General features: G+C 35.6%; 19 protein-coding genes. 3 read left to right on the top strand and 16 right to left on the bottom strand.

What is annotated here, in order from left to right:
- Positions 1-143: 143 nt before the first annotated feature.
- From BZG01_RS15300 to BZG01_RS15285, 4 genes are all read right to left on the bottom strand, one after another.
- Positions 144-764 carry a hypothetical protein gene (locus BZG01_RS15300; RefSeq protein WP_101310712.1) on the bottom strand — a complete coding sequence of 207 codons (621 nt, stop codon included), beginning with the start codon at positions 762-764 and terminating at the stop codon, positions 144-146.
- A gap of 175 nt (positions 765-939) precedes the next feature.
- On the bottom strand, positions 940-1,521 hold the full coding sequence (locus BZG01_RS15295) for a Crp/Fnr family transcriptional regulator (protein ID WP_101310711.1): 582 nt from the start codon (positions 1,519-1,521) through the stop codon (positions 940-942).
- Between the two features lie 3 nt (positions 1,522-1,524).
- A complete protein-coding gene (locus BZG01_RS15290) occupies positions 1,525-1,746 on the bottom strand; it encodes a hypothetical protein (RefSeq protein WP_101310710.1) in 222 nt (73 codons plus the stop codon).
- 124 nt (positions 1,747-1,870) lie between these two features.
- Entirely contained in the window at positions 1,871-2,335 is a 465-nt protein-coding gene (locus tag BZG01_RS15285; protein WP_218973133.1) for a VOC family protein, read from the bottom strand.
- A gap of 276 nt (positions 2,336-2,611) precedes the next feature.
- Here BZG01_RS15285 and BZG01_RS15280 point away from each other — a divergent pair, with 276 nt between their 5' ends.
- Positions 2,612-3,355, top strand: coding sequence for a slipin family protein (locus BZG01_RS15280; protein ID WP_101310709.1), 744 nt, complete (start codon positions 2,612-2,614; stop codon positions 3,353-3,355).
- A gap of 105 nt (positions 3,356-3,460) precedes the next feature.
- On the opposite strand, the gene BZG01_RS15275 is transcribed toward BZG01_RS15280, so the two are convergent.
- Entirely contained in the window at positions 3,461-5,311 is a 1,851-nt protein-coding gene (locus BZG01_RS15275) for a glycoside hydrolase family 13 protein (RefSeq protein ID WP_101310708.1), read from the bottom strand.
- Positions 5,312-5,558: 247 nt separating this feature from the next.
- On the opposite strand from BZG01_RS15275, the gene BZG01_RS15270 reads away from it, so the two are divergent.
- Positions 5,559-6,665: a sensor histidine kinase gene (locus tag BZG01_RS15270; protein WP_101310707.1), complete on the top strand. Its 1,107-nt coding sequence runs from the start codon at positions 5,559-5,561 to the stop codon at positions 6,663-6,665.
- A gap of 106 nt (positions 6,666-6,771) precedes the next feature.
- Positions 6,772-7,497 carry a LytR/AlgR family response regulator transcription factor gene (locus BZG01_RS15265; RefSeq protein ID WP_101310706.1) on the top strand — a complete coding sequence of 242 codons (726 nt, stop codon included), beginning with the start codon at positions 6,772-6,774 and terminating at the stop codon, positions 7,495-7,497.
- 574 nt (positions 7,498-8,071) lie between these two features.
- Here the strand turns inward: BZG01_RS15265 and BZG01_RS21595 are convergent.
- From BZG01_RS21595 to BZG01_RS15210, 11 genes are all read right to left on the bottom strand, one after another.
- Entirely contained in the window at positions 8,072-8,227 is a 156-nt protein-coding gene (locus tag BZG01_RS21595; protein WP_180327341.1) for a hypothetical protein, read from the bottom strand.
- 462 nt (positions 8,228-8,689) lie between these two features.
- On the bottom strand, positions 8,690-9,280 hold the full coding sequence (locus BZG01_RS15255) for a hypothetical protein (protein WP_101310704.1): 591 nt from the start codon (positions 9,278-9,280) through the stop codon (positions 8,690-8,692).
- Between the two features lie 348 nt (positions 9,281-9,628).
- Entirely contained in the window at positions 9,629-10,861 is a 1,233-nt protein-coding gene (locus tag BZG01_RS15250) for an outer membrane protein assembly factor BamB family protein (protein WP_101310703.1), read from the bottom strand.
- 12 nt (positions 10,862-10,873) lie between these two features.
- The gene (locus tag BZG01_RS15245) at positions 10,874-12,208 is read right to left on the bottom strand and encodes a hypothetical protein (RefSeq protein ID WP_101310702.1); all 1,335 of its coding nucleotides are present in this window, start codon (positions 12,206-12,208) and stop codon (positions 10,874-10,876) included.
- Positions 12,205-12,861, bottom strand: a complete 657-nt coding sequence (gene tssD / locus BZG01_RS15240) for a type VI secretion system tube protein TssD (RefSeq protein ID WP_281256438.1) — start codon at positions 12,859-12,861, stop codon at positions 12,205-12,207. The genes BZG01_RS15245 and tssD (BZG01_RS15240) overlap by 4 nt, the downstream gene beginning before the upstream one ends.
- 162 nt (positions 12,862-13,023) lie before the next feature.
- Positions 13,024-13,842, bottom strand: coding sequence for a hypothetical protein (locus BZG01_RS15235; RefSeq protein ID WP_101310700.1), 819 nt, complete (start codon positions 13,840-13,842; stop codon positions 13,024-13,026).
- A gap of 19 nt (positions 13,843-13,861) precedes the next feature.
- Positions 13,862-15,106 carry a hypothetical protein gene (locus BZG01_RS21590; RefSeq protein ID WP_101310699.1) on the bottom strand — a complete coding sequence of 415 codons (1,245 nt, stop codon included), beginning with the start codon at positions 15,104-15,106 and terminating at the stop codon, positions 13,862-13,864.
- A 2-nt stretch (positions 15,107-15,108) separates the two neighbouring features.
- A complete protein-coding gene (tssD, locus tag BZG01_RS15225) occupies positions 15,109-15,798 on the bottom strand; it encodes a type VI secretion system tube protein TssD (RefSeq protein WP_101310698.1) in 690 nt (229 codons plus the stop codon).
- Positions 15,799-16,197: 399 nt separating this feature from the next.
- Positions 16,198-17,574: an alpha-amylase family glycosyl hydrolase gene (locus tag BZG01_RS15220; protein WP_101310697.1), complete on the bottom strand. Its 1,377-nt coding sequence runs from the start codon at positions 17,572-17,574 to the stop codon at positions 16,198-16,200.
- A 154-nt stretch (positions 17,575-17,728) separates the two neighbouring features.
- On the bottom strand, positions 17,729-19,381 hold the full coding sequence (locus BZG01_RS15215) for an alpha-amylase family glycosyl hydrolase (protein ID WP_101310722.1): 1,653 nt from the start codon (positions 19,379-19,381) through the stop codon (positions 17,729-17,731).
- Between the two features lie 237 nt (positions 19,382-19,618).
- Positions 19,619-22,018: a glycoside hydrolase family 31 protein gene (locus tag BZG01_RS15210; protein ID WP_101310696.1), complete on the bottom strand. Its 2,400-nt coding sequence runs from the start codon at positions 22,016-22,018 to the stop codon at positions 19,619-19,621.
- Positions 22,019-22,028 lie beyond the last annotated feature (10 nt).

Here is a 22,028-nt window from a genome sequence, read left to right as displayed (position 1 = left end):
CAAACTAAAACACTACTACACAAAAACTTAACAAGACTCAAACCCATTCTTTAAATTACAAAATTGAAAATCAATAATATTCCCAAATACTTTTAAAAATACGTTCAATTCTTCTGTATTACCATTATTTAGTTGAAATACACCTAAAAATGCCAACCCACTTTCAACGACACTTCCCCTTGAAGCCTTTTGGTTTTATACTCGGTTGCACCAACCAATACTTTTTCATTATTTACAACATAGTGCACGGCTGCCCAGGGTTCAATGTAGAAATTTTTATGCAGCTTGATGATGTATCCGCTACCGGCCGTAATCACATAATTTGTAAAATCATAACTCCTGTTGTCAATTTTCGAGCTGATTGTGTTGTCCCACATTTCTGCCCCTGCTCCCAACCACCAACCTTCAAAATTGTTGTTTTTGAAACAATCAAAAATCAAAGCTCTGGCTGTTGTTTTCAAATCTTTAAAATCATTATTCCCCATCAATTTATCGGGCATCTGAAAACCTGCAATTACTCCGCGAACCCGATATTTTCTGTATCCATACCACAATTGAGCCGAATACCCCAGATTGCCGGTTGTGGCACTCATAATCGGAGGAAGCAGATCAATGGCAATGCCTACGGTTTGTTTGGTTGTTATACTATCGGTTTGGGAAGCAAAGTTTGATTTGCTGCAAGTTGATTCAACTGTTTTTGATTGTGCTGAAACTGTTGTGGATAAAGCTATTATTACCACAAAAAGAAAGAATTGCTTTTTCATCTTTTACATTTGTTTTCATTTGTAAGATGGAACTTACCATGCTTGGAATAATCATCCCGCTGTGTGTCAAAATCGCTTTGGCATGGACGTTTCATATCATAAAGTGTTACTGTTTACGATACAAATATCGGCATATAAGGAAGTGAGATCCCTCCGCAATTGTTACCAAATTGATTTACTGAAAAAACTCTTTGCGAATTCGGCTTAACGACTTTGGAGCAATACCTAAATAATTGGCAATATGGTATTGCTGCACCTTTTGAAAGATTTCAGGATGATTGCACAATAAGCTTTTGTATCGCTCCTTTGCCGAAAGCACTTGCAAATCGATACTCTGCTGAGCAATCTTCACAAATGATTGTTCCATTAAGATTCGGCCCAGGCGCTCCAATTTTGGAATCTTTGTATATAGCTTGGATAAATCCTGCTGTTTAATCACTAACAATTCAGAGTTTTCGATGGCCTTGATATTGATTAATGACGGCAAATTACTCAAACGGCTTTCGTTAATCGTTACCCAATCGCCTTCAAATGCAAAATCTGTTGTCAGTTCGTTGCCATTTTCCAAGGTTTTGAAATAAATCAACATTCCAAAATTGACAAACCCGATAAAATCACACACCTTCCCTTCCTGTAAAAAGAGTTCATTTTTATTAATGGCTTTCATTTCCAGACAAGAAGAGAATATCAATAATTCCTCATCTGTTAACGAAACAATTGAGTCAATTCTGTTTTTTATTCTACTTAGCTGATCCATAAACTACTTCTTAGGAATTTTTTCTCTTACTACCTCAATAATCATTCGGGCAACTTTCTCTGATCCATTATCCGTTATAATATCAAAATGATAATTTGCATCATGCATTATCTGTTGCTGTAAATTAAGCTCCCTGCGTTCCTCCTCCGGGAATGCATCCTCGTACAATTCCCAGGCCTGCAAAAAGTCTGCTGTAGTCGTTTTACCTAGTCTGGTTCGTTTCATGGTTGGTATTGAATTGATTCTTTTTAATCATAGCCATTCCGATACTAACCAAGAGTGGTACTGAAACAAAAAAGATCGAGCTTGGGGCTCGGTCTTATTCTTTCATTTTTTAGATAGAAATTGACTATTCGTTTAATTGAAAAAGCTGAATGTAATTGCCATTTGAATCGTCGAAGATGGCTTCGCAGCCATAATCTGTTTTTACCGGATCTTTTTTAAATCTTACGCCCTTCTTTTTTAGCTCTGCAGCAGTTTCGTATATGTCGGTTGCGCTAAAGGAGATTACAGGAATACCCATTTCGTACAATTTTTTCTTGTACTGTTTTGCTATCTCGATACCATCCGGCTCGGTTGGCTCCAGCAGCAAAGTGGTTCCGTTGCCTTCCATTGGCGATTTTACAATTGCCAAATAATTCTCCGGAGAATACATCACTTCTACAAAGCCTAACACCTCGGTATAATATTTAAATGCTTTAACCGGATCTTCTACAAATACACTAACCATTGCAATTTTCATTGGATACTTATTTTGTCCTACCATACTCGTTGATAATAAAAGGAAATTGAATAATATTAAAAATGTTTTCATACAATCTATTGGTTTCGGCGAGGCTTCTCCAAATTGTGTCGTTTTGTTGTTCGAAGCTCCTCCCGATGTTCGTATTGCTTTCCTGCTAAATATAGCATTTAAATTTTTGAATTGACCGGAGCAAAAATCTAATTTTGCCCCAGCACTTATATTTTCGTAAATTTAAGTAAGACGCTCGCATGCAAAGAATAAGATCTCTCATTCTTATTCTTTTAGCCCTCCCTCACCAGTGTAAATTGCGATTATCATTTTTCACCTCAAATAAAACCACACGCCATGAATTTTTTCTTAGTAAGCAGCATTGCCCTTATCTTTTTTCTGTTGGCCGGAATCCGTGTAATTTTCGAATACAAAAGAGCCTTAAAATTCCGCTTTGGGAAGTACATCAAAATATTGCAGCCCGGTTTCAGATGGATTATTCCCATTGTTGAAACCATTAGTATTGTCGACATTCGTGTGATCACCATCAATATCGACTCTCAGGAAGTGATGACCGAAGACAATGTACCATGCAGTATAGATGGTGTCGTGTTTTTTCAAATCAACGATCCCGAAAAGGCGGTTTTGGAAGTAGAGGAATACAGTTTTGCCATCACGCAGTTGGCTCAGGCGGCCTTGCGCGATGTGTGTGGTAAGGTGGAACTGGATACCATCTTGTCGAAACGCGAAGAGATGGGGAAAAATATCAAAAAGATTGTGGAGCAAGAAACTGCAGTTTGGGGAATTGTAATTATCGATGTGAAAATTAAAGACATTCAGCTGCCTGAGAACATGAGGCGCATGATGGCCAATCAGGCCGAAGCAGAACGCTCCAGAAGAGCACGGATTATTCTCGCATTGGCAGAAGAACAAGCCGCTGCAAATTTATTGGCCGCAGGTAAATTAATCGATCAATCGCCATCGGCTATTAAATTACGACTCTACCAAACCCTTGCCAATATTGCTTCGGAAAAGAATTCGACCATTCTGTTCCCATTTCCTGAAGAGGTGTTGCCACGGAAACCAAAAGAGGAGAATTAGAATATAAAATCCCCGGAAATACTGAATTGCACCCCAAAAGTTAAACACAACATTTGGGGTGCAGTTCAAAATTACCCGAGGCCATTAACTAATTCTAATTTACTCTTACTTTATCTCCAAAATAATTGCCGATCGGGCCGGAACTTCTATGCCCTCATTCATTTGAATTATTTTGCCTGAGATAATATCTTTTGCTGTTTCATTCCCTTTCAGCATTTCATGATATCGCTCTGTTTGCAAATGAACCGATTCAGTATTCTTATTCAAAATCACCATTACTTTTTCTTTGCCGGTATACCGGAAGTAGCTGTATATTCCATGTTCAGGTGTATAATGCATCAATTTTCCTTTATGAATAACGGAACTGGTCTTTCTCCAATTTAATAATTTCTTTAAATAATTTTGAGCTTCTTTTTCTTGTGTGCTCAGGCCCTTTCCCGTAAAAGCATTCACTTCATCGCCTTCCCAACCTCCGGGAAAATCCATGCGCAGCAATCCATGATCACCACCTGCATTGCTGTTTGCCAGGATCTCTGTTCCATAATATATTTGAGGGATTCCTCTCATTGTAAGAATGTAAGCCATAGCCATTCGATACAAATTGTAATCTTTATTCAACTGATTAAAAACTCGGGCCATATCATGGTTATCAGGAAAGATGACCAAATTATTTGGATTTGGATATTGCACATCATTTACCAATATCTCGTACAATTTGATGAATCCTGTCCCCCAGGTGTCTTCTTCTGTTAATCCTTCCACCAGTGCATTTTGCAAGGGGAAATCCATCAAACTTGGCAGGTTGGAAACATAACCATTCTTGTTTTCTTTCCCCTTTTGCCAATAGGATACAATGGCTGGATTGGTACTCCACTCCTCGCCAACAATATTTAGGTTTGGATATTCTTCCAAAATTCTACGGTTCCATTCAATCAAAAATTCAGAGTCTGAATATGGATAAGTATCTACACGGAGTCCATATAAGTCGGCATATTCTATCCACCAAATGGTATTTTGAATCAAGTATTTTGACATAAACTCGTTGCGCTGATTCAAATCGGGCATGCTTTCTACAAACCAACCATCCGAAAACTGTTTCAAATCCTCTTTCGATGCATATTGATCCTGAACTGTGGTTCGCTTGTGAGAACAACTTGTAAATTTCCCTTCGTTATTGATCCAATCCGTTGAGGGCAGATCCTTCATCCACCAGTGTTCAGAACCGCAATGGTTCAAAACAATATCCATGATGATTCCTATTCCTTTTTTCCTTGCCTCTTTCGAAAATTTACGGTAATCCTCATTTGTTCCAAAGCGTGGGTCAATTTGATAATAGTCGGTTATGGCATAACCATGATAAGAATAAGTAGTTTGATTATTTTCCAGCAATGGAGTCGACCAAATGGACGTAAATCCCATATCGGAAATGTAATCCAAATGATCAATAATTCCCTGAATATCTCCGCCGTGACGACCATCTTTTTGCTCACGATCCAGACCTTCAGGTAATCCTTCTACATTATCGTTCGCCATATTGCCATTGGCAAAACGATCCGGCGTAATCAGGTACATTACATCGGCAGGAGTGTAGCTTACACGCTCGGCAGAACCTGCTTTTCGTTCCAACAGCTGATACTCGTATTTTAGGATGGTTTTCGCTCCTTTTTTAAAAAGGATATCAAAACTTCCGGCTTTTGTGATTTCACTCAATTTTAAATCAACAAACAGATAGTTTTCATTCGCCACTCTACTTACCTTCATGATGCTGACACCGGCATAATTTACCTCAGGTTGTAAATCAGCAATATTCTCGCCATTAATCAACAGTTGCAGGCTGGTGTTCTTCATGCCTGTCCACCAAAACGAAGGCTCCAAATGATCAATTTTGTATTTTGCATATGCCGAACTGCTTCCTATCAGCAGTACGGTTAAAAAAATCATGAGTATTCTTTTCATCTGTTTATAATTTTAAGTTTTTTTTAGATGGCTCCGAAAGCTTTATATATGGACGTTTCATTTGATTTTAGTTCAAGTAACCAATCCTCTTAATGAGATGCAAATAAATACTGCAAACAGTATAACTACTCCTGCGGATTACTGTATAATGTTCTTGTTTGCAAACATCCCATAAAAATGGTTGTTGGCAATAGAAAGTAGGTTTTATATCCAATACACACTTAAATATCCAGCGAATATTTGTAAAATGCCGTACATATGTAGTTTCGGAATAGTTATCTTTACAAGAATGCAGATCATCACCCCCGAGAATAATTGGCTTTCCAAAGTCGTAAATAACAGACTTGTTCAGCACCTTACTTACTGGATCATATTTGTACTTTTCTTTGCTTATGCATGGGGCACATTCGATGCAAATTATATAAAAACAGTAAAGGTCGAACTAATCAATCTACCGGTAAAAATACTCTTGGTTTATGCTGTTATTTACTACTTGTATCCAAGGTTTTTATACAAAGGGGAAATTTGGCAGTTCCTTTTTTATTTCCTTATCCTAATCGGTTTTGCTGCCTTTATTCAACGCATAACCGATAACCTGATTATTGTTGATTTCTTTTTCCCTGAATGGCAAAAAGAATCAACTTTTTCTCTCACTCAAATAGTTCGGGGAGCCGTTAATTTAGGAGCTGTGCTCGCCTTACCCATGACAGTAAAACTGATGGAATATTTAGCAAAAGTTCAGCAGAACGAACAGATTCTGGCCAAAGAAAAGCTAGAGGCTGAATTAATCTTTTTAAAAAATCAGGTTCAACCTCATTTTCTTTTCAATACTCTAAACAGTTTGTATTCACTGATATTAAAAAAGTCTGATCAATCACTTGATGTGATTCTGAAACTATCGGATTTGCTGCGGTACATGCTTTACGAAACCAATTCTACTCAGGTTGATTTACACAAAGAAGTGGATAGCATCAAAAGTTATATGGAATTGGAAAAGATAAGATATGGAGACCGTATTGATGTAAGTTTGAATATTTGGGGTAATTTGGACAGCAATCACATTGCTCCAATGATCATCCTGCCATTTATTGAGAACAGCTTTAAACACAGTACCAAAGGATTGGATAAAAATGCATGGATCACCATCGAACTTGGAAGTAAGTCAAATAAACTGGTTCTGAAAATTGAAAACAGCATTCCGAAAGTAAGCTCCAATCAAGATTCTGTTGCAGGTGGCATTGGTTTGCAAAATGTAAAAAGGAGATTATCTTTAATCTATCCCGAAAAACATGAACTTAAAATAAGACATACTGAAGAATCTTATAGTGTTCTTTTAAATTTACAATTGTTATGAAACGTCCGTGCCAAAGCGATTTTGACACACAGGGAGATGATTATCCCAACTTGGTAATCCCGAAAGCTTTTGGAACCATATGGCAAAAACATAAAATAATAATCGTATGAAAGTAAAGTGTTTACTAGTTGATGATGAAGATCTTGCTCTTGATATAATGGAAGAATATATAAAGCGAATTGACTATTTGCAATTGGAAGGAAGATGCAAAAGTGCAGTTGAGGCTTTATCTGTTTTAAACAGTAAAAAAATTGATTTGCTTTTTCTGGACATTCAAATGCCGGGATTAACAGGAATTCAATTGCTGCGAAATATTTCCAATCCTCCAACAGTAATCTTCACTACTGCCTATTCAGAATATGCCTTGGAAAGTTATGATCTGGAAGCCTTGGATTATTTAATCAAACCTATTCCTTTCGAACGTTTTATTAAAGCTGTAAACAGATATTTCAAGCTCAAAAAACACGATTATCAGATTCCCGAAAAAAAGGAACAAAGCAACACCGATCAAGCATTTATATTCTTGAAATCCGAAAAGAAAATGGTGAAAGTTTTCTTACATGAAATACTTTACATTGAAAGCCTGCGAAACTATGTAAGTATTTATCAGGAAAACGGACAGGAAATTATTACTCTTAACACCATTAGTAACATTGAAGAAAAGCTACCCGAAACAAATTTCCTAAGAATACACAGATCATTTATTATTGCGATCGACAAAATTGAAAGTTTCACTTCAAGCCTTGTTCAAGTCGAACAAAAATACATCCCAATTGGCCGAAATTACAAAAGCATGGTTATGGATGTACTCAACCAAAACAGCATCAACTAACGAATTTGCTTTGGATTTTCACACGGCATTTCCTGAAAGATGTGGACACATTAAAATTAAATAAAAACAATTACACAAAAATTGAGACACTACCCCGCCAAACTTTTTTTTGATTGTCTGGCTCGTGCCAGATGATTGCCAAACTTTTTTTTGACTGCCTGGATCACGCCAAACAACTACCAAACTTTTTTTTAATTATCTAAATTGCGCCAGACGACCGCCAAACAATTTTTTGACTACCTGGCTCGTGCCAGATGATCGCCAAACTTTTTTTTGACTACCTGGCTCGTGCCAGATGACCACCAAACTTTTTTTTGATCGTCTAAATTGCGCCAGCCTAGCTCCAAATAATTTTTTGATTGACTGGCTTGCGCCAGATACCGACCAAACTTATTTTTGATTGCCTGGCTTGCGCCGGATACCCACCAAACTTATTTTTGAATTGCCTTAAAAATCACACTAAATAGGAAAAGCCGCTCACATGAACGGCTTTTCGCTGGGGTATCTGGTTTCCGAAATATTGCTGAATAAGCACACCTGCCAAATCGTTTATTGGAGATTAGGACCTAAAGAATTACCATTTTACAGGTACGGCAATCCTTTCTCCTAAACCACTCTTTGTGCTAGAGTCTAAAAAACGAATAGAAATACTGTCATTTTTTTGTTCAAATAATCCTATCCCATAATTTCTTCCTAGTGGAATATTATTATATATATACTCAATTCTCATAAAAGATTTCACTTTAAAAATTTAGGTAAGAACCTCCCAAACAACAACATAAGCAAAGTGTAAAACACAATAAAACCTGGCAATATGATCGTAAACAATCCATATACTCTTGATTCCGATTCCGACTCCCAAATGGATATATTTTCCCATCCGCATAAATGTAATATCGTTTTTGATATTTCTCTATCAAACATTAAATATCCATCAATCGATTCCATTCCAAAAAAGCTAATTCCAGCAAACAATAGGATTGCTAATATGCGGTAAAGAAATTTAGCTCCATATTTCTTTATTGAAAAAAATAAAACCACTACCAAAACGAAAAAAATCAAAAGGTGCGTAATATTCATATACTTCCATTGTCGAAAATAGAGATTAATATATGCAACAATACTTAAGCTAATTATTTCGCAAAAAAGAATAAGAGCTAGGTACTTGAGTATTTTTTTCATAAATAAATGTTTACCATTCTACAGGCACAGTAATTCTTCCGTTTAAATTATCTCCTGCTCTAGGATTCCTAAAGTCTATCCTAATAGAGTCACCACTAACTATTTGATCAAATATTTCTTTGTAATTGCATTTAAAATCATCTAAATTACCAACAAGTAATGTATCCTGTTTAAGTGCTATCATTTTTTTAATATCCTCTGAGAAATACTTTTGAAAAGTTTGAGAAGAATCCAATCTATGCCATGTTTTAAAAACAAATTCCTCTTCTTCATATGGATATATATGCTTAAACTTAGTATTTGATATTCTCTTTAACTTTTTCTCTTGCTCTCGGAACAAGGTTATCCCGAACCTCCGTCTGAAAGGTTCATATTCATAATCGATAGAAGTAAAAGATCTTCTCCTTAAAGAATTATTCTTGATTTTAAGTTTAAGAGGAAGGTTAATTCTAAAAATTTTCTTGTACTTAGAACTCATTCTTAAAACGACAGGATAATCTACCCTTTTCTGTTCTATCACAATAGCTTCCTTGGTATCTTTGCATGAATTTAAAAGAATCATTAAAATACTAACAACTATTATTATTTTAAATTTACTCATCTATAAATATGTTCAATTACACAACAATTCCTTTTCCTTACTTATTAGTCATTAAGACTTCAACTCCTTTTGTTTATGTCCTTGACGAATACTTCGTTTTATAAACAAAGTTACAATCCAAAAAAACAGATACACAGCCAAAGACCAATAAAAACACTCTCAGATTCTTAGTTATAAATTTATATTGTTTTTTATTTTAACGAATTCCTCTTTATGACTAGAATTTTCCAATATCGCTATTATCGCATCCTCTTTTCTTTTTCAGAAAGTTCACCAAACCATCTCTCATATCATAATTCAAAAAGCAATCCATTTATAGAACTGCTTTTAATCTTCATAAAGTAATTATTAACGATCTCTAAAATTAGTCCACTTTTGCACGCCATCTTTTAAATTGGCATCAATGGCAATTACCTGACCTGTAACATTCACTAGATACAATACTCCATCTCCTATTACTATATTTGATGTTACATGAGAATAAGTATCAAACTCCCACAACATTTTCCCGTTTTTAAGGTTTATGGCTCGTAATTTTCCTTGCTCTGTACTTATGTAAAGATTCTTTTCATCTGATCCAATAGGTTTGTTAATAGGCACATTAAGCGTCTCATTATTTGGGAATTCATACGTCCATTTTGGCTTGTCTAATTTCTTACCTGCAAGAGATATTCCTTTTTGTCCCATTCTTTTTTTCACATAACCTTTTTGTGTTAAAATTATATCAATCCAATTTCTATCATATTTCATAAATTCTTTAGATAGAATATTCCCATTTTCTATATTTAGTTTAAGAATACTATCATTACGATTTCTCACAACTATATTATCCCCACATGCAGTAACTGAATCGAAATATTCCTCTTTATACTTCCAGATAATTTTTTTAGAATTAATAGAAATGCATAATAAAGTATCTTTGCTTTTACCTATTAAAAAATCATTCTGAGTCATCAACAAATAAAACGGCATACTGCTTTTATATTCCCACTTTTTTTCTCCTGATGCAGCATCTAAGCCAACGGTAGTCGAATCTTTTGATAGAAAAAGAAAATCCTTCTGTTTATTATACTTACTCGTTCGAATGTTATACTCTTCAGTAGTCCAGACCAATTTCCCTGTTCTTTTACAAATACCTTTAAAAGCTCTATAGTCAGTAAGAATGATATTGGATTTTGTATTCAACATTTCTCCATTTGATCTATTTTTATACTTTTCAACCCAGTATTTCTCTCCCGTTTTTCCATTGAAACAAATAATTGTATCTCGTTTTGAAACAAACATAGTGTCGTTTGATAATACAAGGTTAGATGATTCTGTTCTTCCGCTCAAATTAAAATGTCCTACATACCTTTCATTATTTGAGAAAACCCAACGCGCTTCATTAACTTTTTCAACATGAAGAACTCTTGCTCTCAAATTGTAATGAGATTTAATTAACTTAAGCATAGTATTAGAATTCTCCTGACTTTTAGCCGGAAGTAACGATACACAAAATAGAATAGTCACTACTAAATAAAATCTTCTCGTTGTATTTGATAAAGTATTCATATTATAACTCCAACTTTTTATTTTACTCATGATAATAATAATTTAATTTTGGTATCGAGTACAACACACTTCCGATAATTCCCGATCTTCATATAAAAAGTAATTCACATATTTTGGTTCAAATCCAAAAACATCCCCTGCTACACTTGTATCAAGAATTCTAATACTCGTAGGAACAATCTTTTTATTTGAAAACAAAATATGTTCTTCTTTTTTATAATGAAGAAATAATCTACAAAATTGAGGCGTTTCAAACTTACCATCATCATCAACATCACATAAATCAGACCAAGAGATTCCACAAGAATTATAAATTACTTCAAACATATCTTCTTCAAATCGATCCCAATGATCATTACCAATAGCCAATAAAGCGCTAACCCCAAAACCGGCCGAAGCACTTATCAAAGTTCCAGCTGCCGTTAACATGTTATCCATCATCTTTTCTGGTTCATAAGCACTTTCCAATGAGATTAATGAGTCTACATATCCTAGAGTATTAACATTTTTAAATGCAAACTTCATGAATTTTTTTGCATAACCACTCTTTCTTACCAAATCTTTAACGGCTTTCGTATTTGTTCCTATAAATGATTTTAATTCCTTATTTGATTGATACATTCTCTTTAAAACAGCATCAGTCGTACCGTTCGTTACTCTTTTATTTACAAGGAATAATTCTATTCCTTTTGTATTCCCAGTAGTTCTATATTTCATCAGCTGTTGAAGCTCTTTATTGCTTGCACCCAATGAGTTTGCAATTGCTTTGAATTTTTTACCACTCAATTCTTTGCTTTTAAAGAAATCTTCGGCATGCTCTAAAGTAAAGGCACTAATATTTTGAGCTTTGGTTTGAAAGTAAGATTCTACATAATCTGAGGTCAATCCCAAAATTTCGGCACCATTACTTAGCTTCTTCATTTCCTTGGTCAGGATTTGTTCTGCAATAGCTGTTGGATTTGCTATTTCTTTTTCTGTCCAGCCTCCTTGTTCAAGAATGATTAATATTTCATCTTCATTTTTCAAAAACTCCAATTTCTGAAGATGTTTAAACACGGTAGCGACAATAAATCGGGCTTCGGCTTCAATCCCCACAATTACATCGCCCAATACATCTCTAAGCACTTTTGAACAATACTTTGTATCCGCAAATTCATTTAAAGAATCCTCAGGTTTATAATGAAATATTCCCAATGCCTGAATAAAATTATCTAATGGTGATCCTTTACCCAATCTTATCTGCTCACTTATTATATAATTTATAATCTCCAATAAGCCACCTCCTTGAACCTGTTCACTTTCGGTAATTTCTTTTTCCTCGATGCTTAATTTGTTCTCAGGAAAATCGTTTAGCCAAATAGTTGTAACTCCCTTCATAACCTATTTTTTTTTGTTTTTAACTTTGACTTTAATTTGATTTTCATTTCGTTGGAGTTTATTGCAATATTCTCCAATTTATTATTGACCAGTTCATTTCCCTGGTATTCAATTATTCTGTTTGGAAAATTTAAATTGGAAGAAAATGATTTCCCTACGGCATTTTGACTTTTAACACATAAAATAAATTCACCATGGTCAAGCCAATTGTTCCAAATTACACCATCTAAACTTTCATAATACATTTCTGTTATTACAGGTTGTGATTCTTCTTGCTCCTCTTCATCTTCAGTACTCACTGGCACGGCCGTAGGCTCCACATTCTGCCTGCTTAAATCAGTTACCTTCCAGTTTTTTTCAACCATAGTTTGGCCATCCTGAACAATGATGGCTGGTGAGAGTTTAAGGACGCTTACCATTGGATCCTTGCCTTCGCTGTGAAAGTAATCGTGATGTGCAATACAAAGGGTATCGTACAGCTCGATGGTTCGGCTTTTGGATGCAAGTGTAACCGGTGAGAACACCAATTTCACATACTTCATATCCAAATTGCTGGCTCCCCATGCATACAGGTGTGTGTTTTTGGGACTTTCTACCTCCACATTAAATAATCCGCCTAAGGGTGCGGTGGAGGCAGTACCATTGGTATTAATTTCTGGGTCAATTTACCTGCTTCAGTAAATGTTTCTGAGAACTCACTTCGTTTCGTGTTATATTATCTATTAAATCTTGATTAGCCCTCAACGAAAATGTCAGACGCTTAGACTGACCGTTAGTGTATTCCTTGTTTTATCTCTGCAACTGTATTAACCGATTTACTCCAAACCAATTCGTTTTTTAAAATCTTCTGTTAAGTGTGGTTTTAATTCTTCAATACTAAATTCTTCAAAACCTGGAGGAAAAAATCGTCTATAAACTCCACCTTGTCCATTGTAATGAAACTTTAATTCTTTTACTTTTGTTTTGGTAGAATCATAAACTATTTCAAAATTGTTTAAATCCTCTAACTGAAAAGGCGTTCTAGTTTCTAAATGAGACTTGTATCTATCATACTCACCAAGCTCTTCCTCGTCATCTTTATTTAATTCAGCCAGATAATCTTGAATTTCAGAAACATATTTATCATTATACATTTTCAAAATAGTTTCTGCATTATTAAACATTTGCTTATAGGTTATACGTTCTCCGTTTTCTAAATTAAAGACTGCGTATTTAAAGTAGTCATCAGGATTACTAAACATATTATACCCATATTCTACATTAAGAATACTATTTTTATTTGCTAATATTTTATACTCTTCTGGGGTATATTTTTCGAATGAAAGACTTCCTTCATGACATAAGTTAGATAGCTCTATTTTTTTTCTTAATCGCTCTTTAGGGTCTATTGAGTTTAAGATTTTGTTTTCAGAAAGATTTTGAATATTCTTTAAAAGAATATTATTTGTAGGAGTTATTACTAACTCACTGAAATATCCATACGGTTCTTGTATTGTATCTGTTAATAGTTCAACTTTAATAGAATTATCTGCTTTATTCTTTTTTTGTATAGAGCAAGAGAAAGAACTAATTAATGTAATACTAATAATTAAAAGAAAAATTAATTTGTGAATTTTAATCTGTTTTTGTTTCATCTTTTTTATCCGTTTTTGCTTAGTCTGCTTTATTAATTTCTTCTAATTTCTTTTTAGCTTCATCATCTTTATCTTTCCATTTTTCAAAATAAGCTTTTGATGTTTTCTTTTGCTCATCAGTTCCATTGTCATAAATATCAGTATGATGTCTAACAATATCGATAGCATCTTTTTTTCTAGCATTATTATAATAGCCTTCTCGTATTGCTAAATTCTCAGTATCAAATGCGTTTACAGCTTTAGAAACTAAATTAACATCATCATTTTCTGCATGTTCGACAGCATATTTATTGTCTTTTTGGCTTCCTTTATTCCAAAACCACAAAGCAGATTGCACAGCATACATCGGCTCAGACACCTTAACATAATTGCCTTTTTTTGCATCTTGAGGACTTCCTAAATCGTCGTTTTTTTCAAAATCAATTTTTCCAGATGTATCATCTGTAAAAGTGACTCCATTTCTATATTTAGTAAAGTTTTTATAATTATCAATTCCAGTAAGTTGTTTTAAACCTCTTCCTTTATATTTCCACCCATCTTTAGATAGTTCATCTCCATTACCAAGTCCTCTTCTATCTCCTTTATATGGTGCGTACATTCGAGATAAGAGCGGAATGCCAAAATGAGAATGGCTTTTTAAATATATTTTAAATTTGATTACTTCTGTTTCAGTACCATCCTCTTTTTTCTCTTTAACTTCTTTTAAAAGTTCTTCACCTTGTTGATAATTGGTGTAAAGTTTTTTATCTACTACTTTAACTTTATTGTCTAAAAGTAATTTTTTGATTTCATCATTTGTCTTTGTTAACACCTTATCTTTATCGTCTTTAATAGTAAATATTTCAGTTAAATACTCTTTAAGAGATTCACCCATAGTTTCATCAAATTCAATAGGAGTGTTACTAAAAACTCCTGGTAAACTAACAATTTTTCCAGTTGCTTTATTTTCTGATCTGTAATTCCATCTTTCGTATTCTTCAAGAGAATTAAATTTATCACTTTCATGAGTGATTTGTGCTAGAAAATGAGCTTTTTTTAAACATGTATCTAAGCCAAAATCTTTTCTATATTTATTAATAAATGGTAAAACTTTATTAATATTAGTAATTTGATTTGATCCTACAGTTCCTCCTATAGTCTTTTTTATTTGGTCTAATGTAATTTCATCATCACAATATTTACAAACATAGTCGTCCACAATTTCAACACTTACCGATTTTGTAGTACCATCATCAAATGATATTCTAAAAGTATTCTTTCCCATTTTTATCCCTGTTTAATAACTTCCAATTCGATCTTCTCTAAATCTTCACCAATAATGTATGTAAGTGTATCGTTAACTAAAATATTGTTATTGTATTTAAAATCATGTGTTTTATCATCTAAATTAATAGTCAACATATCACCAATTCTATTTTCAGTTTCAATTTGTAAAATTATTTTATCGCCAGTATTGTATTCTTCAAGTTCATTCCCTGAAATATCTGTAATAAAATAATTTACCAGCTTTGGCTCATTAGCAACAGGCACAGCCGTAGCCTCCACATTCTGCATGCTTAGATCTGTTACCTTCCAGTTTTTTTCGACCATAGTTTGGCCATCTTGAACGATGATGGCGGGTGAGAGTCGGAGTACGCTAACCATTGGATCTTTGCCTTCGCTGTGAAAATAGTCGTGGTGTGCAATGCAGAGGGTATCGTACAGCTCGATGGTTCGGCTTTTGGATGCAAGTGTAACCGGTGAGAACACCAATTTCACATACTTCATATCCAAATTACTGGCTCCCCAAGCATACAAATGTGTATTTTTAGGACTTTCTACCTCTATATTGAATAATCCACCTAAGGGTTGTGTGGAGGCGGTGCCATTGGTATTGATTTTTTGGTCGAAACCAAAATCTAATTGTCGGATGTTGTAAACCAGATCATCAACATACATTTTTGCTATAATACTCATTTATATTTCGCTTAATTGTAAAAGTATAATAACTTCTCCCGTAAAACCTGAGCTGGAGAAGCAAACTCTTTTGTTAATTATTAGTAAGAGGTAGTAAAGATAATAAAAATAAATTATGTGCATTTAACAGATGTGAATTATCGTTAATCACTTTCATCACAAAACAAAATACATCACCACAAACACATCATTACAAACAGCTTACTGCCTAATGGATATTAAAGGATTACAATTTTCTATACCGAATCGCTGCAACAAAGACTGATTTCACAACAAACATCCCGACAAATTAAGGACTGCAAAGCTATTGAATGAATGGTATAAAACACAAAAAGCCGTTCATAAGAACGGCTTTTCACTAGGATGTCTGGTTTCCGAAACATCGGAAATTGGTCTTGCTTATTTTAGGAACACTTTGTATTCCCAAGCTTTAAGAGACATTTTCTCTTTTGCTGAGAATTTCACCTCTTCCTTGCTAAAGTAGTCTTTGTAATCGCCTGCTAATACTTCTGACGCAAATGTAAATTCCTGAGCGTCGGCAGTCAGGTTCAATACCACCAGTACTTTATCGCCTTCAGCTTCGCGGGAAAATGCATAAACAGCTTCGTTCTTGTCGGAAGAAATACGAACAATCTCACCACCTTTCACTCCATTTTGAAGAGCTTTGTTTGTGCTTTTCAGGCTAAGTAATTGTGTATAGAATGGCAATAGGCTTTTGTTGCTCCAATTGATATCATCTTTTTCGAAAAATTTCAACCGCTTGTCCATTCCTGCTTCCTGTCCGCTGTAAATCAAGGGCATTCCAGGCATGGTGAAAGTCAATACTGCAAAAGTATTTCCTGCATCGCCCATTCTTTCTTTAACGGTACCGTTCCAAGAGTTTTCATCGTGGTTGGTGATAAAATTCATGATGTAAGAATCTGCCGGAAAAACAGTATCTATTTTGGTGAAATATGCTTCAATATCGTTGGCATTTTTCTCACCTTTGGCAATCTCATTCATCAAATGATGAAAATCCCATCCATAACACATATCAAATGCATTTTGAACCAATTCCGGTCCGCCATCTTCGGCCAACATGAATACAGGCTTAACTGCATCTAAATCTTTACGGGCTTTCTCCCAAAAATCAGTAGGAACCATTCCTGCTACATCGCAGCGGAATCCATCAACGTCAGCATTCTCAATCCAATATTTTAAGGATCCGATCATGTACTCACGCAGTTCATTGTTGTCGTAGTTCAAGTCTGCAGTATCCGACCAATCGGTTCCTTCGGGAATAACTATTTCTCCTGCTTCATTTTTTGTGTAAAAATCAGGATGCTCAGTCATTAGAATATTGTCCCAGCCAGTATGATTGGCAACCCAGTCTAAAATAACATGCATGCCCATTTCGTGAGCTTTGTTTACCATGTTTTTCAAATCATCCATAGTTCCAAACTCAGGATTAACTGCCCGGTAATCTGATACAGCGTAATAGCTGCCCATGCTTCCTTTACGATTTTTTTCGGAGATAGGAAAAACAGGCATCACCCAAAGAATATCCACACCCATTTCCTTTAAACGAGGCATGTGTTCAACAAAGGCATTGATCGTTCCCTCAGGCGTGTACTGACGAATGTTCACTTCGTAGATGTTCGCATTACGAGTCCATGCAAGGGGTTTTTCAACTTTTACTTCTTCAGCAACAGCTTTTTTAGCCGGCTTATTTTGGCAGGATGCCAACATTCCTGTTAGCAAAGCCAAACCCAGAACAATGTGATTAAATTTTTTCATTGCTATTTTGTTTAGATGATTAGTTTGTGTGATGTTTTAGTTTCAAATCTTTATAGCCTTACCCCTAAATCCCTTAAAGGGGACTTTACCCAATTTGTTACATTAACATTTTTTAAAAAGCCCTTTTAGGGGTTTGGGGCAATTGTATAAATAATTACAACAATTCCAATAATAGAATATCGTATTCGGTATCGATGCTTATTTTTCCGTTTTCCACTTTTGTTTTCTTACCGGAATAAGCATCACGCAATTTGGTTCCGTCCTCTAAATCTGCTATTGACAATTCTTTTTCTCCTATTGGCAAATCCAATCCTACAAAAACCTGATCCTGCAATTCAGCATTGTTATATGTTCTGCTGAACAGGTAAGGTGATTCTGAAATCATCTTATGAACTCCTGCACCTACTGCCGGATGATCTCTTCGGAATTTGCCAAGCTTTTGCCAGTGAGCCAATACGGCTTGTGCATGCTCATCGGTTTCAACTTCTTTCCAATTCATGAACGAACGTAAAGTTGCATCGCCAACAGTTCTTTCTATTATCAATGATCTGGCTGTTTCATCGCCATAATATACTTGCGAAGTTCCCGGGCACAGCAACAATTTATTTGCCGATTCAAAACTTTTTTCCCGTTTTTGATCAAAAGGTGATCCGTCATCATGAGATGTCAGGTAGTTTAAAACTCCGTAACCTTTTAAGTCGCCATTTAATATTTCAGAATATTTCGAAAACAATTCTTCGTAGCCCGATAATGCATTGTACTTGAATTCAAAATTGATTACATCGGTAAATCCATTGGCATAATAGTTCACCTGCTTATCGCCAAAATCGTAAATAAATTTGTTACTGATACCGTATCCATAAACTTCTGCAACAGAATAAAATTCGTTGTTGTCCATCACCTTTTCAGGATTGTTCTTCTTCCAAAGCTGAAATGCATACTCACATTCTTTGCGGAAATCGCCCCAAACGGTTTCATCAGTATGCTTCACAGTATCGGACCGGTAACCATCAATTCCAAACTGAATGATGTAATCGCACAACCATTTAATCATGTAGTATCTTGGGGTACGGGGATATCCCGTGCGGGCAAAGAATTCATCCAGTTCTTTCATTTCCTGCCCGTATCTGCCTTCATTTTTCCATTTCTCTGCCAAACTTGCAGGAACAGTCACTTCCTGTGTGCTTTCGGTTTTAATATCGGGCAGATTATTAGTTAACGTACACTCTGTGGTAGTTTCAAAGTTCTGATAAGTGCAGGTTGGTCCGGTTCTCACCCATTCTTTTTCCCAGGCTGGGTCAGTCGCTGTTGCCGGTCCGGTGTGATTAATTACTGCATCCATAACAATCCGAATTCCGTTGGCATGAGCGGTTTCCACCAGTTCAGACAAGTCTTCCATCGTTCCAAAGTTAGGATCCAAAGCAGTCCAGTCTTTGGCCCAATATCCGTGAAAACCATACGTATTGCCTGTTCCCTCATCCACCGATCCGTGAATTTGTTCGGTTACCGGAGTAAACCAAATGGCATTAATTCCCAGATCATTAAAATATCCTTCTTTTATTTTCTGTGTGATTCCCTTGATATCACCACCTTCAAAACCTCTCAGCTTTCCGGTAGACAATTCACGCTCAAAATTCACATCATTGTCTGTGGTTCCGTTGCAAAAACGATCTGTCAGCAAAAAGTACAAGTTAGCTCCCTCCCACACAAATGGCTTGTCGGCATCTGCAATTTGCTTTTCGGATGTTGAACAAGCCGACAGCAAAAAAAACAATACTACAAATAAGCTGTATCCTAATTTCTTCATTGTTTCAATAGTTTTAGACGCTGATTTTAAATGATTCATTATTATTTTCGCTGATTTCAATACAAATAGCAAGAAAACACATACTGATTGTTACCATTTTTCAGATCCGGATAATTATTTAAATTTTAATATCAATATTATTCTTTGTGTGCCTTTGTGATCTACTTGGTGCTCTTTGTGGTTCAATTTTATTCTTTGGTTAAAAAGCATCCTACTCTTAATTCTTCCTCACAAAACCTATAGTAATTTTATTGTTACTGATTGATTCCCTTCTGATACATTCCCTTTAAACCGTAGTGTTTTTGATTCTTTATCCCAGATAAAATCAATAGATTTTTTCCCTAAGGATATTTTTTTGGGTTTCTTATCTATATTGAGAATAACCCAATTGATATTCTTATTTAAAGACTTGTAATTGCTTCCGGTTTCAGTATTAAGAGCAATCTGCAATTTCGATTTGGAAGTCTTAGATGCAAAATTCAGTATTTCATACTCTCCCTTTTCATATGCATCAGGAGTTGTTCCATCATCGTTGTACAAATGTCCTTTACTTGCCACAACAGACTTATCGTGATAGTAATGCAATTCCATATTTTCAAGAGAATAGGTTTTGGAATTCAACATTCCTTTAATCATTGGAATGAAAGAACCGCCGCGCACAAATACGGGAATGTGATCTTCCTCTGTTGTTATGGTGCAGCTTTTTCCGCCTTCGTATTTCTTCCCGGATACAAAATCGAACCAAACAGAATTAGCAGGCATGTAAACATCTTTCTCTTTTAAGCCAGCATCGGTAATGGTCGATACCAAAAATGCATCTCCCCACATATAGGTATCCGAAACAGATAGTAATTCTTTGTTATTTTGTTCTTCGAAAAACAGTGGACGCATCAACGGCAAACCAGTCTGATTATTATCGAAGGCTAGTGTATAATTGTACGGCATCAACTGATATCTCAATTGAATTGATTTCTTTGCCAAGGCTTTGGTTTTTGCCTCACGAAATACTGGTTCGGAAGGAACTGCTTCCTGTGCATGGGGGCGGAATATGGGTTGAAAAACACCATACTGCAACCAGCGGGTATACAATTCATCATCCAAATTATCACCTGCAAACCCGCCCAAGTCGGAATGCATGTAAGCAATTCCCTGCAATCCCATTTGCAATGAGATTTCGGTTTGTGGCTTTAATCCATCCCACGAGCGACTCACATCACCTGTCCATGGCACCATTCCATATCGTTGCGAGCCAACAGCTCCTGCTCTCATCAAAATAAACGGGCGCTGATCGGGAAAATCTTCTTGATATTCATCGTGTATCAATTTTGCCCAGTAATGACCGTAAATATTGTGCACTTCATCGGCCGATCCGTTTGCATGCTGCAATGCTGAAGGATGCACTTCCGGCTCACCCAAATCGCCCCACCAACCAGCAATACCTTTATTCGCCAATCCTTTGTAAATCTTCCAAAACCAATCTATTGCTTTGGGTTTAAAAACATCCACCAATCCGGTGTTACCGAAATAAAAATCGTAGGTATAAGGATTTCCAATCGAATCGGTTCCCAAAACTTCTTCCTTCACAGCCTCGTCCCATCGTTTTGAAGTAGTCAGAATAAATGGTTCCGTAATCAGGATTGTTTTTACTCCTTTGTCTTCAAAATCAGCTATCATCTTTTCCGGTGTTGGAAACGAATCACGCTCAAAAGCTAAATTTCCCATCTCCCCTTTCATCTCTTTTCCAAACCAAAACAAATCCAGAATAATCGCATCCACAGGAATGGAGTCTTTCAAAAACTGATTGATTGTTGCTCTGCATTCCCTCTCGGAATGATATCCAAAACGGCTCGAAAAATTACCAAAACTCCAACGGGGAAGCATAGGTTGTCTGCCCGTTAAATTTGTAAATTCATAAGTGAAACCTTCCCATGTATCCGAAGCAATTACTTGATATACTTTTCTTCCGCTGATACTTTCGTATCGCAGGGTATTTGTTTTTTTACTATCTAAATCCAAATAACCAATGGGTGCGTTGTCGAAATTAACGGCATACATTTTCGAAGAAATCACCAAAGGCATGGTGTAATTCATCAATTCGGAATGAGTTCCGTATCCGTAATGAGCCCGATTGTATAATTGGAGTCGGTATCCGCGATGATTCATGCCCAAAACACGTGCACCGCCACCAAACAAAACTTCATCCTTATCAATTGTAAAATCAATATTTTCGGTGCTGTCTGTTTTTACGTATCCTTCTTTTTCGGAAAGCAACTGTCTGCCTTTGTAGCTGTAACTGATATCAAAAGGAGATTTTGAAATTGTTACATTCATTCCCTCAGACAGGAATTGCAATTCATTCCCCTTTTCGATCCAACTAACAGAAGTCTGTTCGGGCTGTAAAACAACAGCAGTCGATTCTCCTTTTCCCTTTTCCCCTTTCGGGATAAAGGCCGTTTCTACAATGTTTTGATTGTAAAACTGAATTTCATAACTGCCATCATTGGTAACAAGTTCCAACTGGTTGCCATTCACTTTATGCGATTGATAAACCCTCCGGCTGTTTTGTGCAATTGCCGAAAATGAAGCAAGTGCAACAATCAGAAATATCGAAAAACGCAAAATAATCTTATTAGTCATCTTCTGAGAT

The organism is Labilibaculum manganireducens (assembly GCF_002843385.1).
Taxonomy (GTDB): domain Bacteria; phylum Bacteroidota; class Bacteroidia; order Bacteroidales; family Marinifilaceae; genus Labilibaculum; species Labilibaculum manganireducens.
This window is presented reverse-complemented; position numbering and strand designations above follow the sequence as displayed.